This is a genomic window from Corynebacterium propinquum DSM 44285 (assembly GCF_000375525.1).
Taxonomy (GTDB): Bacteria; Actinomycetota; Actinomycetes; order Mycobacteriales; family Mycobacteriaceae; genus Corynebacterium; species Corynebacterium propinquum.
In genome coordinates this window covers 22659-40662 of record NZ_AQXC01000003.1, presented here as the reverse complement: position 1 = coordinate 40662, position 18004 = coordinate 22659, and the positions used below count along the sequence as shown (strand labels likewise).

General features: G+C 56.5%; 14 protein-coding genes. 5 read left to right on the top strand and 9 right to left on the bottom strand.

The genetic code is table 11. The features are described 5' to 3' along the window. Positions 1-320: 320 nt before the first annotated feature. From B142_RS0103605 to B142_RS0103595, 3 genes are read right to left on the bottom strand one after another with little or no spacing between them, the layout of a single operon-like run. Entirely contained in the window at positions 321-1847 is a 1527-nt protein-coding gene (locus B142_RS0103605; RefSeq protein WP_018120183.1) for a hypothetical protein, read from the bottom strand. Between the two features lie 47 nt (positions 1848-1894). Further along, positions 1895-2170, bottom strand: a complete 276-nt coding sequence (locus tag B142_RS0103600; RefSeq protein WP_018120182.1) for a hypothetical protein — start codon at positions 2168-2170, stop codon at positions 1895-1897. A 42-nt stretch (positions 2171-2212) separates the two neighbouring features. Next, positions 2213-5068, bottom strand: coding sequence for a DNA methyltransferase (locus B142_RS0103595; RefSeq protein ID WP_018120181.1), 2856 nt, complete (start codon positions 5066-5068; stop codon positions 2213-2215). Positions 5069-5201: 133 nt separating this feature from the next. Between B142_RS0103595 and B142_RS0103590 the strand changes: the two genes are divergently transcribed. Genes B142_RS0103590 through B142_RS0103580 form a run of 3 tightly spaced genes read left to right on the top strand, consistent with a single transcriptional unit; the run spans position 5202 to position 7002 of the window. After that, a complete protein-coding gene (locus tag B142_RS0103590) occupies positions 5202-5543 on the top strand; it encodes a helix-turn-helix domain-containing protein (RefSeq protein ID WP_147579068.1) in 342 nt (113 codons plus the stop codon). Continuing rightward, positions 5540-6364: an ImmA/IrrE family metallo-endopeptidase gene (locus B142_RS11780; protein ID WP_018120179.1), complete on the top strand. Its 825-nt coding sequence runs from the start codon at positions 5540-5542 to the stop codon at positions 6362-6364. Before B142_RS0103590 ends, B142_RS11780 begins: the two co-directional genes overlap by 4 nt. Continuing rightward, on the top strand, positions 6364-7002 hold the full coding sequence (locus B142_RS0103580) for a PIN domain-containing protein (protein WP_018120178.1): 639 nt from the start codon (positions 6364-6366) through the stop codon (positions 7000-7002). Before B142_RS11780 ends, B142_RS0103580 begins: the two co-directional genes overlap by 1 nt. Before the next feature lie 419 nt (positions 7003-7421). On the opposite strand, the gene B142_RS0103575 is transcribed toward B142_RS0103580, so the two are convergent. From B142_RS0103575 to B142_RS0103555, 5 genes are all read right to left on the bottom strand, one after another. After that, complete coding sequence (locus B142_RS0103575) at positions 7422-7913, bottom strand: helix-turn-helix domain-containing protein (protein WP_018120177.1); 492 nt, start codon at positions 7911-7913, stop codon at positions 7422-7424. A 280-nt stretch (positions 7914-8193) separates the two neighbouring features. Then, the gene (locus B142_RS0103570; protein ID WP_018120176.1) at positions 8194-9492 is read right to left on the bottom strand and encodes a DUF2254 domain-containing protein; all 1299 of its coding nucleotides are present in this window, start codon (positions 9490-9492) and stop codon (positions 8194-8196) included. A 91-nt stretch (positions 9493-9583) separates the two neighbouring features. Next, positions 9584-10783 (bottom strand): M24 family metallopeptidase, encoded by a 1200-nt coding sequence (locus B142_RS0103565; RefSeq protein WP_018120175.1) that lies wholly within the window; start codon positions 10781-10783, stop codon positions 9584-9586. Between the two features lie 120 nt (positions 10784-10903). Next, entirely contained in the window at positions 10904-11863 is a 960-nt protein-coding gene (locus tag B142_RS0103560; protein ID WP_018120174.1) for a MaoC family dehydratase, read from the bottom strand. Positions 11864-11885: 22 nt separating this feature from the next. Continuing rightward, on the bottom strand, positions 11886-13202 hold the full coding sequence (locus B142_RS0103555) for a 3-oxoacyl-ACP reductase (protein ID WP_018120173.1): 1317 nt from the start codon (positions 13200-13202) through the stop codon (positions 11886-11888). Between the two features lie 159 nt (positions 13203-13361). Between B142_RS0103555 and B142_RS0103550 the strand changes: the two genes are divergently transcribed. Further along, on the top strand, positions 13362-14657 hold the full coding sequence (locus tag B142_RS0103550; RefSeq protein WP_018120172.1) for an acetyl-CoA C-acetyltransferase: 1296 nt from the start codon (positions 13362-13364) through the stop codon (positions 14655-14657). Positions 14658-14722: 65 nt separating this feature from the next. Next, positions 14723-16867, top strand: coding sequence for an acyl-CoA dehydrogenase family protein (locus tag B142_RS0103545; protein WP_018120171.1), 2145 nt, complete (start codon positions 14723-14725; stop codon positions 16865-16867). Between the two features lie 72 nt (positions 16868-16939). On the opposite strand, the gene B142_RS0103540 is transcribed toward B142_RS0103545, so the two are convergent. Further along, entirely contained in the window at positions 16940-17968 is a 1029-nt protein-coding gene (locus B142_RS0103540) for a prephenate dehydrogenase (protein ID WP_026167809.1), read from the bottom strand. Between the last annotated feature and the right edge of the window lie 36 nt (positions 17969-18004).

The window sequence follows — 18004 nt, the reverse complement described above, 5'->3', positions numbered from 1 at the left end:
AAGCTTCATCGCTGGGGTTGGTCGGACATACTTCACGCTGGCATCCACATTACTGTGAGACCTCATACCACCTGGGCTGGGTCAGGTTCCTATTAGCAGTTTGAGTATGTCATTGTCTTCGGCGGCATCACCCCCCCCTGGATCATTGTCAGACAGGGACAGGAATAAGCCATACCGAAGCCAGCGACTAGTTCCACTGTCCTTTCGGACGGCGCGAACGATCATAAACATAGCCTGCCCAATCGGGTGGACAGGTTATGAACCTTCGGTGCCCTGATGTGGAACTGCTAACAACGTAATGGGCAGGTCCCAGAGGGGGACTATCTACTGTTGAGTATTTTCTCCCTATACTTTTGCCACTTTTTACTGGCGGGATTTTGAACCTCTGCATGGGCATCAAGAATTTCTGGGTCAGAATGAAGCTTAAAGATGGGTGAATCCTGGAATGCTTTTCGATCATCCTCAGGTAAGTTCCTAAGATAGTAAGAGACGTCATCGCGGTTGTCTAGTAAAATTGAAGCCGCTGCCTTCAGTTGCTGCCATTGATCGTTATCTGGGCCTATGTTATCCCGGAACCTACGGATATCATTGTAGTTATCATCTGATAATGTTCCTAGACGTTTGGAAATTTGCCAAACATTAATTTGCGCTATGTCCGACATAGAGAGGTCTTCTCTGATAAAATTTGAGAGATTCAATGCTCCAGAAAGCAGCTCTTGGTTGCGAACTGGTTGCAAATCTGCGGCAGTAATGAGCTTTAAAACGGTGGTGTTTGCTAAACTAAACCTTGAGTGGTCATCTGTATGGTTCTCATATGTCTTAATAATATTATTAAGCCCAAGGTTTAGGATTTGAGAAAGTTGATTAGGACTGTACATCTCAAACGGCGTGACACGACAGGCGTTTTGTGGATCATCTTTTGGAACCCACCAAAGCTGTTGTCCATCTAGATTACCAAAGCTCTTGAGCATGTTTTTGCCTCGATCGTAATCTTTCAAAGAATAGAATAGGAGCTGCCACGGCCCCAGTTTGAGTGTATGTGCAGCAAGTTTGTCATGTTCTCGAATTAGGTCCTGTTTCAGGATAAAATAGTGGTAGATATCCGAGAGTTGCCGGGTATTTTCTTCGAAATCCTGAATTCTTATTAGTGAGGCGTCAACCTCGAGAAGAGTGAATAATTTCGAAAAATCGTGAAATGTCTTCCGCAGCTGTTTAAGATCCTCCAAATTTGGAGGGTTTATCTTCCATTTTGTTTGTACCTGGTCGATTTCAAGAAACTGGTTTTCATGCCAGTTGCACACGAAATTGAGTGATGTCAGGGCTTCATCGAAAGTGTCAGCTGGCGACAGGTTCAGAGTTCCTTCTTCTAAGCCACGGTGGATAATAATCTGAAGGGAGGGTGTCAACGCTATTTCAAAATTAGTATCATCAATTATTCGGCAGTGAGCATCGTCGATTGTAACAATTCCAGACCTAAAAACTGAAGGATGCCTCTGTGGGAGAAAATTTTGAGGCCAAAATTCTATTCTAGCTGAAATAGGTATAGTGAGCCCATTCTCTAACTGTGCTTCAATAGATTGTCCATTGATTGATCCTGAGCTGACATTTCCGGGATGTGTCAAATCAATTGGATTATTTGAGCTGATATGGAGCGCTTCCGTGTCCTTTAAGATTTCTTCAGTTAATATGTTGTGTTTTCTGCATTTATTTCTTGCCAAAATAAGTATCGCATTTTGCTCTTCAGGAATCGTTGGAAAATATTCTAATTCTATCTGCTTTGAGTTCTTTTCACCTATCTGATTGAGTTCCTGCTCGATATCTGTCGGGCCAAGAATTCTGTAATACATCCTCTTTTTGCTCTTTGTGACTAATACTACAAAGTATATAATTCCGTTTAGCTTATAAAATGCTTTGAGTTGATTTTTTTGATGTTGTATTTGAGTGTTTTTGGAAAATCTGCGGATTTTAACAACTTGCCTTTTACTTGAATCTGAATCGAGAATTCAAAATTGTCGACTTCCCTGGTTTTATCGGGGTAGTGAAATCTTAGCTCCCCGTCAGTGATGGCTGTTTTGTCGTTGCTTGTAATGAGGGCTGAAATATTATCATTCAGATTAAAGATCTCACTAATATGATTGACGGAGGATATCTCGATTTGCTTAGTATTCATTAAGTTTTAAGTTCCTTTCAGTAGTTATATGAATTAGGTGTATTAATTAAACTGTATAAAGATATTGTATTGAATAAACAATAATTCTTGTCTTTGTCTGCTGTTTGTTAATTTTCGTGGAGCTCCGAATGCCTTATCGACTTCTTTGTCGAGGACGTCGTGAGCCTTTAGTAAAGCTGGATCCATGGCGAGCGGATTATAGTGATCTGCAAGTGATCGTCCAGGATGGAGTTCACGCGTTTCGAGAACTTTTTTGCCGGCTGCGATGATTCTTTGCTTACTAGCGCTGTCGAGAATTGGAACTGGAAAAGTATTCCAGGTCAGCGTGGTTGCGAAACTTAAATCTGATTTCAACCTTCCGCCTACGGTGCGCTGCCAGGTGATAAACATGGAAGACGAAATGAGCCCAAAGAGAAGCCCTTCGGGATCTTCAGCTGTGTAGACCTTATCGCCAGCGATGACGTTGTGATCCAGGTGCTGAACTGTGTAAAAATTTCGATTTTCTGAGACAACGCGTGGAATTCCGACGTAGGGTTCTGAAGGCTGGCGGTTTTCCTGGAAAAGGTACGGGGTGATCGCGGAGTTTTGTGTTGCTTTCTTTTTGCTTTTTAATCGGAAATCCCGGACTTTTTCGATGCGATCTTTCAGGATTGCAGATTTCTGAATATCTGACGGCTCAAATCCACCGTGATCCATCCATAGGCACCAACGGTCGAGTCCTCGAACCAACTCACGTCCCATGCGGAAGGGGCGTAAATATTTTGCGGCTACTGCATCATTAGCGACTTCAGGGTAATCATTAGATTCGACGATTAAATTACCTCCGTCTGTCGGCTGGGATCCACGCTTTGCAGGCGGAATATCTGCCAACGGTTTTGACCGCTTTTTTACCAAGATATTCGGACCATCAACTAAATAAGCATTGATGGATTTCTCCACCGGAACGGGGACAGCTTCGCCACGAACGTCCGAGTAATCCCACAGACGCGGCTTCACACTGGTGTTGCGGCTGAATCCTACGATCACACAATGCACCGCGGCCTTGCCTGGGGCCTCTGAATCCCAGCTGAACGTACGGTGGGCAAACTTGATGCGCCAGTGATCGCGGAAGATTGGGCCGAACAGTGCGGGAACCGGCTGGCCTTGTGTAATCGAGTTCGTGGTTACGTAGGCGAACTCGCCGTGGCGCGTCTGTAGTACGTTCAGTGCTTGCGCGTGCCAGCCAGTGACGTAATCCAGGTAGCCGTCGTAATCCTTGCCCCAGACACGCTTCATATCAGCCGTCTGTTCCTTAGTCTTGGTGTACTGCCCAATAAACGGCGGGTTACCAAAGATATAAGTCTGGCCACTGGTTTCCGGTAGGATCTCCGCCCAATCCAACTGCAAGGCGTTGCCGTGGTGAATGTGCGCGGTGATATTGATCGGCAAGCGTTCCGGGGCTAGACCGATGGCGTCGGCAAGCTCCCGGTTTGCCTGATGATCCACCAAGAACATGGCAGTCTCGGCAATCTTCGCCGGCCACCAGTTGATCTCAAAACCATAGAACTGGTCAATGGAAAGCTTCTGCTCCCACGAAATATCAAAAGTCATGCTGCCCGCGCTGCCCTCACGCTCACGGATAGCAACAATCATCTCCGTCTCGATCTTGCGCAGCTCGCGGTAAGCCACAATCAGGAAGTTTCCGGAACCACAAGCAGGGTCGCAATAAATGTTGTTCGCCAGGCTATCGCGGAACTCGCGCAGCTTCTTCACGCTCGTGGACTTCGAATTGATCAAACGGCGAGCCTCCGCGCGCAACTCATCCAGGAACAACGGCTCGATCGTCTTCAGAATATTCTTCTCACTGGTGTAATGCTCACCAGAATGCCGACGCGCTTCCTTCGACTTCACCAACTGGAACAAAGAACCGAAGATGGCGGGGCTAATTTGAGACCAATCGAACGAACATGCGTCGACAAGCACCTTGTGCATCTGCTCATCGAAATATTCTTTAGGCACATCACCGGCAAACAAACCACCGTTGACGTACGGGAACTTCGCCAAATGCTCCGGCAAACGACGTGGGCGCTGCGACTCCGGCTTATTCAACACATCATTAAACAGCGTGTTCAGATCACCAGAAAGCTCACCGACGCCATTGGCATTAATCACCAAGTCCGCGAACAAACCCGGCTGCCACAGACCCGCATTATCGCCGAAGAGCAAAAATAACAGCCGCGTCAGATACATTGAAGTCTGCTCGACGCGCTCGTCCTCATCCTCCGGGTTCGTCGGAGCAGCATCGCCGACTGCCTCATCCACATCATCGTCATTGAGTGCCCGGAACAAGTTCGCCATGATCTCCGAAGCCGCAATGGAGGCGCGCTCCTGCTCGCGGTGGCTGACAGACTCATAACCAGCCAAAAACATGAACTTCTCGGCATGATCCAGCAACTCATCCAAGCTGATGGTGACATCGAAACGCTCATCTTGTTCACCCAAGCGGTTTAGCCGGATCTGCTCAAAATTCGTGCACATGATGTAGCGCGGCCACTGGTGTTCCTTGATGGTGCCACCACGCAGATAATCCAGCGCCTGCTGGTGGGCGGCATCCAGATCCACATCCAGCGACTTTGCCTCACCAATCAACTTGTTGGGCATAAAGAAATCAATACGGCCGTGCCCGCCGGTGCTGCTGCGCTTAGCAGTCTGCTCAAAAACATTGAGGTAGGTGGCATTAATACCGAAACAGGAAAAGAAATCTGTCCAATATTGCTGCGCGTATTTCTGCTCCGTGCCGGACTCATTATTCTCGCGCCAGGCGGCGATGCGTTCGCGCCAGCGCACTACAAACTGCGAAAGATTGTGGCGGATGGTTGAGCGTTCTAGGCGTTGCGTGGTGGATGTGGCGCGAGTCATTACTCCATTATCGCAAAGCTGGTGAGGTGGCGCAGATTTAGTGCAGGTTAGGTGTGCTGTGAGCCTACGGCGTCGTGGGGTCTGGATGACAACCCGCGTGGTGTAGAATCAAAATTGAATGGGAGTGATTCAGATGTCAGTTGTGAATATTGAGATCGGCCAACGGATCGTCGAGGCACGCAAGGTTGTAGGTGTGTCGCAGCGCGAGTTGGCCAAAGAGACCGGCCTGTCGCAGCCGACGATCCAGCGGATCGAGAAGGGTGAGCGGGCTGCGTCGAGGCTGGAACTCGTGCTAATCGCAGACGGTTGTGGTGTGTTGGTCGACGACCTGCTTGGCACGAACAGCATCGCTGACGAGGTGCGCTGTGCCGGGCGCACCGACGAGGATGGATCGAAGGAGCTTGCCGACTACCTGATCTACGCATTCGGAGTTTCACGTCGACTCGACCAGCTGGGTATTCCGGAGCTCGTATGAGTAACGAGGCCATCGGACGGGCAGCCGCCGAGAGATTCCGCAAAGAGCACTCCCTCGGCTCAGAGCCAATTACGAATCTGGTCAGGCTCATTGAGCGCAAGGTGGGAATTGGTGTGGCCTACGTCAGGTCTTCGGCTGCTGGTCACGGCATGACGATGCTTCTGGATGATATGCACCTCATGGCGGTGGGGTGCACGAAGCATCCCATGCGACTTCGCTCTACCCTTGCTCATGAGCTTGGTCATTATCAGCTCGGCACTATTGACAGCCTGACAGATGGTACCGACTGGGCTCGGCGTAGCCCCGAAGAGATCCAAGCGGACGCCTTCGCCCGCCACCTGCTAGTTCCAATGGGTGGCGTGGCGGACATGGTCAAAGGTGAGGAAGTCACGCTCGCAACTCTTTCTGACATCGTGCAGACTTATCTCGCCTCTCCCCACATGGTTGCCATCCAGATGCGCGACGCTGGTGCGATCGATGCCGACACCTGCAAGCAATGGGGCCAGATTACTGCTGGCGCCATTGCTGCTCAGTTCGGCTGGCGTTCCGAGTACCAGGCGCTAGTCGTGCAGTCGAGCAAGCCTCGCGGTCCGCAGAGCTTCATGACGCGAGCCATAGAGGGTTACCGCCAGGGGAGCGTGGCCTCCTCGACTATCGCCAAGCTCAGTGGTGATTCCAGTGCCTCAGCCACGAAGGCAGCCCTGGCTGAGGAGGGAATCATTCCTGTCGGGGCGCCAGCCGTGTCGGCGACCCGTCCTAAGGACACAGGTGAGCGGCTCACCTCTGAGGAGCTGTCGGCGCTTATGGGCGGCGCGGAGTAATGCACATCCTTGACACCGGACCGATTTTCAAGTTCCTTACCACCGACTGCGTTCCCGAGTTGCTTTGCGCTCTGGGCCATAACAAGATTCACGTGCCTAAGGCCGTAGAGCTGGAGATATTGGACACTCCCACCCGGCATAGGCAGTTTGAGCGTGCACGCGAGGTCTGGCGCCGGATCCCAGATCGCTTCAGGGAGATTATCCCGGACGACGCCACTGACGAACTGAGACAGTGCTGTCAAGCTGTCCTGGGAATGGAGTTCGAGGAAATGTACGCTGAACCCAAGGATCGTGGAGAGCATATGGCGATCCTCCATGGCGTCCTCCGCGCTCGCGCGGGTGAACAAGTCATCCTCGTGTGCGACGAGATAGCCGGCACCAATGTCATCAAGCAACAGGCAAAGGTACTCACCCAGGCGCGACGCAGAGGTCAGTTTTCGCCTGGCGGGAGCATTCAGCACGCTGACACGATCAAGCTATTGGAGTGGGCGATCGAGGGCGGCGGCTTCAACGGCAGCCGCGAGCAATTTCTCACTAAGTACAAGGCGATGGCTGCCTTGGATTCATCAATGCCGCATACTGCGAAGGAGGTGGGGCTCACCAAGAGCCCACCATGGCCGCCGGACGCGAAGCGCTAGCGTTAAAGACTTTCGTGGAGTGACCGGCAGTTTGTCGACATTGCAGCGGGCCACCGTCGCTGACCTCCCCCCAAGACCGCTCACGCAGTCAGCGCAATGGCGCAGTGCAGCGCCAGGTGGGCTCGGAATGCTACGAGTTCGACTCGTGTCTTCCGAGTTGCGCAGTCTGTGCTTCTTCATACTGGGCTGGCTGGGCGCACTGCCGAGCAATATGCCCCGACACGCCCAGCTTCGGTGCCACAGCTTGGCACGCGGGGTGCATCGAAAGGTTCTCTGCCAGAACGGTCTTCTACGAGACGGATTACTTACTCCTTGGCATCCTGGGCAACTTTCTTGGGCGTATTCGAAGATTTTCCCGTCTACTCAGACGGAACAAAATCTGCGATACTTCACGAAATTTGGGGCGATCAGCCAAACCTTTAACCTATTCCCGGCACCCCCTCTGGCATGCGCCAAAGTTTCCTGCCGATGGGCGTGATTCTTGTTTCGGGTTTGATTTTGACGATGAACCCTTCATCGCTTTCTGTTCGCGGAACGTAGGCGAACCCTGGTGTGTTCACCAATCCAGGCACGGCTGGGTAGCCGGGGTCACAGTCGATCACGGTGTTGAAGTTCTGTAGCTTCCTTAGCACGCCTTTTACTTTTTTCATAGTGCTGTCTTGTACCGCTGAAGGCTCTAAATTCCACAATCCGATAACTCTTAGCACGGTATACAGGTTGTTGTGCGTATATTCTGGCTTGATAGGCCAGGGAAAATTCTCGGTAACAATCGTCCTCAACGGCTCGTGACCAGCCTGCTTGGCCAGTTTGTGAATGTACTGCCGGGTAACCCCGTACTCGCGCGCTAGTTCTGTTTGGGTCATCCCTTGTGCAAGGCAGTACCTGACTGTTGCTGGGTCTATGATGCTCATGCCTTTTCAGGTTCCTTGTTTTAGTCTTTTGCTCTTAGTTTAGCCTGTGCGTTTATGCGGCTGTAAACCCAATCTTTGGTTCGTCCATGTTCTTTTCATACATGTAGTACTCCATCCCTTTAGCTTCTGGAAGGGCTCGGGGTTCCAGCGTTTCCAATCGACGCTGTATGCGTCGACAAGCACTTTGCGCACCACAAACTGCGAAAGATTGTGGCGGATGGTTGAGTGTTCCAAGCGTTGCGTAGTGGATGTGGCGCAGGTTTAGCGCAGGTTAGGTGTGCTACCCGCGCGTGACGTCGTAAAAATTGGTCCGTGCGTAGTCGCGCAACAGCTGTTGGTCGCGGTCACTGAGCCGGTCTTGGGCTTCGTCCAGGATGGTGGCGATGTGCCGTTCCGCGCGCTTGGCAATCTCCGGGTCCTGCGTATTGACTCGGATGTGGTGGGCAAGATCCACAAAAGCCTCCAACACAATACGGAATCCCAAGGCATGCGGGCGCACATGGTCAAACGGCATATCGATGATCTCGCGGATCAGTACCGGGCGCAGGTACACGCGCGGCGCGCCGGCGTCGTCAAGCAGCACATTCGCATCCTCGCTCCGGCTAACCGCCGTAACAATGCCGGGCGTCAACTGCTGCACCACAGTGATCGCGGTATAAGGATCATCCGTGCCACCCGCCATCGCACGCAAAGCCAACTCCACCAACTGCTGCTGCGCAAAACGCAAATCCTGCTCCGTGGTGCGGGAAACATTAATGTGCAGGTGATCGCGCAAAGCCTTGGCGACGGCGTCGGCACGCTGCTCCGGCCACACCTGGGCCAGCGGCGCACCCTCCACCACATGATCGCCCGGGCGTGCCAACAGGCTGACGTTGACATTGCAGCTTTCGGCATCGCGACGCAACATGTCATAGTCGATGCGAGTCAGGAAACCACTCCGGTGCGCCGGAACCAGCCCGCCGCCCTCCGTCGGCGCGGGGAAACACTCGACGCCGTCGTCGTCCGGATCATGCCACGTGCTTTTAATCGTGCGCTCAAAATCCTTACACGCCTGGTTGCTGATGGTTTCAATCTGCACCGAACTGGCGATGTGGTGGATGAACCACACGAAAACAAACACATCGATGACGCCGAAAACAATCGCGGCATTCACCGCCAGGTGCGGGATGAAGGCTTCGCCATCGCCGTCGTCGCCCGATTTGATCGTGCGCAACACCAGCAGGGTATAGACGAAGGTGGCGGTGAGCACGCCCAGCACAATCTGGTTATTGCGGTTGCGCATGAAATTGCGCACCAGGCGCGGGCCATACGTCGTTGAGGCCGTGCTAATCACCGAAATGGTGATGGAAAACGCCGTGCCCGCTACCCCCAGAAACGCGGAGATCGCCGACAGCAACGAACGCGCGCCGTCAGCACCCGTGGCGAACAGCAGATTATGCAGGAAGGCGGGCAGCTCGTAGTCGATATGGTCCAGGCCGACGAGCGCCTGCGACAGAACAATGGCCGCCGTGACAAACAAGGCTGGGACGAACCAGAACTGCTCCGGTAGCGCGCGTGCGAATGCCAGTAATTTACCCACTCGTGAAAGGCCTTTTCTTTGGTTGTGGTCTGGGGTTCGGGGGAGGAAGGGTACACGCGCGGGGTACCGGGGTGTTGCTGCGGGGTGGGGATTACCGCAGCTCGCGGGGCTGCTGGTTCAGGTGACGCGGTCCATCCGCTTCCAGCACCACAATATCTTCCAGGCGCATGCCCCACTTGCCTTCGACATAAATGCCGGGCTCGATGGAAAACGTGAAGCCTTCCTGCACCTGCTGCTTATTGCCCTCCAGGTAGAACGGATCCTCGTGCGTCGACAAGCCAATGCCATGGCCTAAGCGGTGGCTGAAGTTCTCGCCATAGCCGGCTTCTGTGATGATCTCGCGGGCAGCACGATCAATCGACTCCGCCGTCGCTCCCGGCTTCGCAGCCTCGCGGGCAGCATGGAACGCGCGGGTAACAACCTCGTAGGCATCGCGGAATTCCTGCGGGGCCTTGTCGACGGCACCATCGACCACATATGTGCGGGTGGAATCCGAGCGGTAGCCATCACCAAACGCGCCACCCAGGTCGACGACCACCGGCTCGCCCGTGTGCAGCACACGATCCGAGAACGAATGGTGTGGGTTCGCGCCGTTTTCACCACAACCGACGATGATGAAATCAATGCTGTGGTGCTCGCGCAAGATCAGATCATGCAGCTTATCGGCTACTTCGCGCTCGGTGACGCCATCGCGCAGCAACGCCGGAACTTGCTCGTGCACGCGGTCAATCGCTGCCGCCGCGGCCGCCAACTGCGAGATTTCTTCCTCGCCCTTGGCCAACAGCAACTGGCTCATCGCATCTGAACCCAATTCGATGCTGTGGTTCGGCAACGCAGCATCCAGGCGCAGAACGTGATCAGCCGTCATCGCATTAGCAACCGCTACGGCCTTGTGCTCGCTGTTTTCTTCCAACAGCCTGCGGGTGATCTCATACGGCGACTGCCCGTCGCGCCATGCCTCGAAGCGGAAGCCCAGCTCATCCAGGTTTTCCTGCTTTAGCGTCAGCACGTCGGTCTCCGGACACACAGCCACCGGATCTTTGCCCGCGCGCAGCACCAGGAAAGTGGCGCGCTCATGCGAGCTAAATGTGGAGCCGGTTAGGTACTGAAACTCTGGTCCCGGGCTGACCAGGAAGCCCGCCAGGTTCTGCTCGGCGACGATTTTTTCCGCTTTGGCTAAGCGGGCGCGGAAATGATCCGCGGTGACGGGGATATAAGTGCTGCTGGAAGCAGCGTCAGCGGCAGCGTTGGCAGTAGCGTCAGTGGCGGTGGAATTATTGTGAGACGACAAAACCTAGGCCTTTCGATTCGTGGTGTTTTCCCGCCAGAATAACAGCGAATCGGGCCTAGGTTTTTGGTGTGTGAGGAGTATAAAACTCCCGGCAGGTGCCAGTCGAGCGTCAGTCGAGCGCTAGCTGAGAGCTTCGAACTTGCCGACGGCGTGCACCTTCTTCGGGTCTGAACCCTTAGTTACCTGTGTGTTCCAGGTTGCTGGGGTGTTGGTAGCGGGCTCTGGTTGGGCGCCTTCGCCGCGGAACGTGTAATACGCGATGCGGGCAGGCAGGATCACTGGCTTCTGGAATTCCACCGTGTAGCGCAGCGCGCCGGGCAGCTCGCCTTCCAAACCAGCGACCATCTTCGCGGCCGTCCACATGCCGTGGGCAATCGGGGCCGGGAAACCGAAAGCCTTCGCGCCGATCTTGGACACGTGCAGCGGGTTCTTATCACCGGAGGCGTCCGCGTAATCGTCGATGATGTCGCGGTCAACCTTCCAACTCACCGTGGCGGTCTCGTCGGCAACGTCCAGCCGCTCCAGCAGGGAGCCGGAATCCTCGCCGCGGGTGCGCACCTCGTTCGGCGTTTGGGCGGAGAACTTCGCGCCCATGCCCAAAAACGCGGACGTCTGGCGCCACACCAGCTCGCCGTCGACAGAGATCTCACTGATGAAATCCACCAACAAACCCTTGCGGTGCGGGCGCAGGTTTTCTGCGTGCACGCGCAGGGTCAGCTCGTCGTCGATGCGCAGCGGGCGGGACTGTTCAATCTCGTTGGTCAGGTGCACCATACCGGCCGCGCGGCACGGGAAGTCCGGCGCCAGCATCACCTGCATAAACAGCGGGAACGACAGCACGAACGGGTAGGTGATCGGCAGCTCGTTGCTATAGCGCAGGCCAGTCGCGCGGGTATAGGCGGCCAGGTGCTCGCGGTCGACGCTGAAATTCGCGACCTCAAACGCCGCCTGCGGGTCACCAGTAGCCGAACGCTTGGTACCCAACACCGGCAGGGTGTCCTTGACGACGCCACGCAGCAGCTTCGACATGTCGGGGACTTCCGCCAGCTTGGTGTAGTTGCGGGAATTTTGTGCAGTCATGCGTATAACTCCTTTACGCGCTTTACGCGCCCATCATGTTCTGGCCACACACGCGCACGGCATTACCGTTGACTGCGCGGGAACCAGAGCTAGCGAAAAACGCGACGGTTTCTGCAACATCGACTGGTAGACCGCCCTGGTTCAGCGAGCTGATACGACGGCCGATTTCCCGCGGGCCGGTAGGCATGGCGGCAGTCATCGCGGTTTCGATAAAGCCCGGGGCCACAGCGTTGACGGTGCCGCCAGCAGCCGCCATTTTCTCGGCCAAAGCGTCGACAAGACCGATCATGCCGGCCTTGGTGGTGGCGTAGTTGGTCTGGCCACGGTTACCGGAAATGCCCGCCATCGAAGAAATGCCGACGATATTGGCATCTGGGGCCAAGCCGCCGGAGGCCAGCATTTGCTCGGTGATGCGGACCGGAGCGACCAGGTTGATGTTTTGCACCATCTGCCACTGGCCTTCGTTCATGTTCGCCAGCAGCTTATCGCGGGTGACACCAGCGTTGTGCACGATGATGTCCACGGCCTTGCCGTAACGCTGCTGTGCGTGCTCGGTGATGGCCTCGGCGGCGTTATCTGCGGTGACATCCAGTGGCAGGGCAGTGCCTTTGACCTTGTTGGCAACCTCGGCCAATGCCTCGCCTGCCGGTGGGATGTCGATGCAGATGACATCAGCGCCATCGCGGCCCAGCACCTCAGCGATGGTGGCGCCGATACCGCGGGCGGCACCAGTAACCACGGCCAGCTGGCCAGCCAGCGGGCGTTCCCAGTCAACGTTCTCGTTCTCGGTCGCAGAAACGCGAATAACCTGGCCGGAAACAAAGGCAGATTTGCCAGACAGCAAGAAACGCAGCGTGGATTCCAACGCAGAAATCGGCGCGCCCGGTTCCACATAGACCAGCTGGCCGGTAGCGCCTTTGCGCAGTTCCTTAGAAATGGAACGAGAGAAACCTTCCAGGGAGCGCGCGACAATGCGGGCGTCGCCTTCCAGGTCATCCGGGTTATTACCGATTACGACGACGCGCCCCGAAGCGCCGAGCTTGCGCATCTGTGGGTGGAAGAAATCGTAGAGTTCGTGCAGCTGTTCCGGGCGAGTGATGCCGGTGGCGTCGAAGACGATGGCGGCGCGCTTGGAGTCCGCCTCGGCGTCGAGAAGCTGGTAGTCCAGCTGCAGCAGGGAACGGATGTCGTCGGCAAGATCACCGCCACCTACCACCACGGGACCATCCAGGAAGGGCTCGCCAGGGGTGTAGCGGCGGAGCTTGGTGCCCTGGGGGATGCCGAGTTTTGCGCCAAAGTCTGAGTTAATGACGCGTTCCAACATGGATTTCTTCGCCATAATGGGCCTCCTGTAGGGGGTAGAGACGAATTGTACGAATGGTTATGCGTGATTAAGGTTACACGAAATTGTGTAAAGTGAATCCTGGCACCCTATCCTAGGGTCACGGAAAACTGCAGCAAGCAGACTGTTTTCTGAGACAAAACAAGGGAGAAAATTATGACCCAGCGCCGAAAAGTCGCGATCTTGGGCGGCAACCGCATCCCGTTCGCCCGCTCGAACAAGGAATACTCCTCCGCATCCAACCAAGACATGCTCACCGCAGCCCTCAACGGCCTGGTAGCACGCTACGGACTGCAGGATGAGCGGGTCGGTCAAGTCACCGCAGGCGCCGTCCTGAAACACTCCCGGGACTTCAGCCTGACACGCGAATGCGTATTAGGCTCGCCGCTTGATTCGCAGACCCCTGGCACGGATATCCAGATGGCCTGCGGCACCGGCATCGCAGCAGCTGTACACGTGGCCGATGCCATCGCTGCCGGGCGCATCGAATCCGGCATCGCCGGTGGTGTCGATACCACTTCTGACGCACCACTGGCCGTCGGTGACCGTCTGCGCCGCACCCTGCTGGAACTGTCCCGCGCCAAGACCGCCGCCCAGCGCCTGAAGCTGATCGGCTCCATCCGGCCGAAAGACCTGGCACCAGAAACCCCACGCAACTCCGAGCCACGCACTGGCCTGTCGATGGGTGAGCACGCCGCAATCACCGCCCGGAAATTCGGCATTTCCCGCCAGGCACAAGACCAACTGGCTGTGGAATCACACCAGAAGCTGGCCAAGGCCTACGACGAAGGCTTCTTCGACGACCTCATCACCCCATTTTTGGGTGTCACGCGCGATACCAACCTGCGCCCAGATTCCACCGTCGACAAGCTCGCTAAGCTCAAGCCAGTATTCGGCAAAAAAGATGCCGAACGCCACGGCGCCCAGGCCACGATGACAGCCGGTAACTCCACCACGCTGACCGACGGCGCCTCCGTCGCCCTGCTGTCCAGCGAAGAATGGGCACAGCAGCACAACATCCCAGTCCGCGCATACCTGGTGGACTCCGAAGTAGCCGGTGTGGACTTCGTGCATGGCGACGACGGCCTGCTGATGGCACCGACCTACGCCGTGCCACGCCTGCTAGAGCGCAACGGCCTGAGCCTGCAGGACTTCGACTTCTACGAAATCCACGAAGCCTTCGCCTCCCAGGTCCTGGCCACCCTGGCAGCCTGGGAAGATGCAGACTACTGCCGCGAAAAACTCGGTTTGGACCAGCCACTGGGCGCTATCGACCGCGACAAGCTCAACGTCAAAGGATCCTCACTGGCAGCCGGACACCCATTCGCAGCTACCGGTGCACGCATCCTGGCAACCGTCGCCAAGACCTTGGAAGAAAACGGCGGCGGCCGAGCGCTCGTGTCCGTCTGTGCTGCTGGTGGACAAGGTATCACCGCCATCGTTGAACGTTAAACGTTAAACGTTAAACGTTAAACGCTGAAACAACTTGAGTAAGACCCTCCTGGAAGGAGAATCCCATGAACCGCATCGCAGAATTTGCCAAGAACCTGGGCAAAGATTCGGACAACGGCGTGAAAGACAACGGCGCTAAAGGTGCCGGTGAAAAAGGCACTGACCTGGAAACCAACTCGGCCAAGGGCACCCCAGAGCCATCGTCGCCACGCACCCTGCCGAAAGAACCCGACCACTCCGCCGCAGCGGGCCTGCAGAAACTGCTCGACGGTAAGGCTGCCCCCTACCGTAAAGCTGTGCGTGAGGTACTGGATGAAAAAGACCTCACACTGAGCCTGGATGGCGGCATTGATGCCGTACGCGACCGCATGTACGAGCACATCAAGTTCCTGGTGGAATCCGGCGAATCCCGCCACTCATTCTCCAAGGAAAACGGCGGTTCCGGAAACGCTCTGGCCGCAGTTTCTGGTATCGAAACCATCGGTTCGATCAACCCATCGCTGACCATTAAATCGGGCGTGCAGTGGGGCCTGTGGGGCGGTGCTGTCGACAACCTGGGTAGCGAGCGCCACCGCCACTACATCGAAAAGATCCAAAACGCGGAACTACTCGGCTGCTACGCCATGACCGAACGCGGCCACGGTTCCAACGTGCAAGAGCTGGAAACTACCGCGACCTACGATCCAGACACCCACGAATTCATCATCAACAGCCCAACTGATTCGGCCCGCAAGGTCTACATCGGCAACGCGGGCCGCGACGGCCGCATGGCAGCGGTATTCGCGCAGCTCTACACCCCAGGCGAAGAAGAATCCCATGGCGTGCACTGCCTGATCGTGCCCATCCGGGACGAGGACGGCAACCCACTCGACGGCGTCGAAATCGGCGACCATGGCCGCAAGGGCGGTCTGTTGGGTGTGGACAACGGAACCCTGTTGTTCAACAACGTGCGCGTGCCACGCGAGAACTTGCTGAACCGCTTCGGCGACGTCGAAGAAGACGGCACCTACGTCTCGCCGATTGACTCACGCAACCGCCGTTTCTTCACCATGCTGGGCACCCTGATCCGCGGCCGCATCACCGTCGGCGGCGCCGGTCTGGCAGCGACCCGCACCGCCAGCGACATCGCCATCCGCTACGCCAACCGCCGTCGCCAGTTTGAAGGCGGCGAAAAGGGCGTCGAAAAGCGACTGATTGATTACCGTCAGCACCGCCGCCGCCTGCTCATCCCGCTGGCGCGCACCTACGCGCTGACGCTGCTGCAAAACCGCATCCTGGAACGCTACGACGACATGCTGTCTAAGCAGGCGAGCGGCCAGTGGTCGGTGACCGACCCCACCGAAGAGCAGCTGTTTGCTTCCCGCGAGATGGAATCGCTGGCTGCCGCCGTCAAAGCCGCATCCACCGAGCACGCGAACAAGACGCTGCAAGAAATGCGCGAAGCCTGCGGTGGTGCCGGATACATGTCGGAAAACCTCCTGACCACCCTGCGTGCCGACGCCGATATTTATTCCACCTTCGAAGGTGACAACACGGTGTTGATCCAGATGGTGGGCAAACACCTGCTGACCGCCTTCGGCCGCGATATGCAGGACCTTTCCCCATGGGACATGGTCAAATACGGCGTGGAAACCGCTGCCGATACCGTCCGCCGCCGCACCGGTATCCGCTCCGGCGTGCAGTCCGTCATCGATCTGGTCTCCAACCGCGACGAAGACTCGCTATTCGACGCCGGTTACCAGGTCAAGCTCATTGAAGACCGCGAGCAGGCCGTGTTGCGCTCGCTGGTGCGTCGTATCGCCCCGGCCCGCAAGGCAGACCGTGCTGAGGCCGCTGAGATCGTCGACAAGACCCAGGATCACCTGATCGCCGTGTCCTGGGCGCACGTCGACTCGCTGCTGATGCGCACCATGGTGGAAGCCGAACTGGAGCTGCCAGAAGGCTCCGCCGAACGCCAGGTATTCGAGCAGGTCCGCAGCTTGTTCTTCTTCGACCTGCTGATCAAACACGCCGGTTGGTACCAGGAACACAACATGCTGCCATCCGGCCGCGTGAAAGCCGCCCGTGCTGCCATCAACGACCTGGTCGACTCCCTTGGCCCATGGTCACAGGTGCTGACTGAAGCTTTCGCCACCCCGAAGAGCGCGTGGAACGTGCCAATGCTGAACGACGGCGGTGTCGACGGCGGCGATAACAGCGTTTCGGCTTAAAGAAGCTTGGGCCCTTCTTCCCGCCCGTAACGGGCTGCTTGACCGGGCTGGAGCCGGGGCGGCGGGGGAGGCCTAAAAAATCTCCATCCGGCCGCCGGTTGATTCCGTTTGCCGGAGCTGGTTCACCCAGCCCGGCGAACCCGGATGGAACCGCAACACCGGGCGGGAAGAAATCTTCACTGGCGACACCGATTCACGGCGCGCGCCAGTGCGTGCCTCCAAACGACGCCGCGCCCGGTTACCCGCTACGGCGAGCTCCCGGATCGACGGCGGATCCTGCGACAGCGTGTCGTGGGCTTCGGCTAATAACTCGATCGCTTCTTCCAGCGCCTCGCACAGCGCCACGGAGTTCGTCTCACACATCGCCTGAATCAATTCTGGGTTCGTGCCTGCCACTCGCGTGGCGTCTTTAAACGAACCCGCAGCCAGCGACTGCGCCAAAATGCCGCCGTTATCGCCGGTCACCGACAACGCCAACGCCATCAAATGCGGCAAATGTGAAACCCGGGCGACGGCGTGATCGTGATTGACCACCCGCGCCGGGATGGCCTCGGCGCCAGTAGCGCTCGCCATGCGCACGACGTCGGTAAACAGCTCAATCCAGCCCGCATCAATGGGCTGGCCATTTTTTTGTTGCTGATCAGCGTAGTCATAGGTAATTGCCCAGGTGGCGCGCTCAAACAAACCTTTGCGTGAGGCATTCCACCCCGACTCTGAGGTTCCCGCCATCGGATGCCCACCGACATAGCGCGCCTCCATGCCCCGTTTGCGAATCTCCGCGTACACCTCCCACTTCACACTCACGACATCACTGATGCCGCAGCTGGGGGCGTATTCCGCGATCTGATCCAACACCGCACCCACCGCAAACATGGGCACCGCGACGACGATCAGCGCATTGTCTTCCTCCGCCCGACGCAGCACCTGCGGCAAATCATCGGAGACGTCATAGCCCTCCGAGACCGCCTTACGCGCGCCGGACGTCGAACGGTTATAGCCATAGGCGGTATCGCCAGCTGCGACTAAATCGCGCAGCAAAGAACCTCCGATCAGCCCGAGACCGACTAAACACACTGGACGCGAAATTCTGGAGGATAGCACGGTATCAATTTTGCCAGAATGCGACTAGTCTCACGA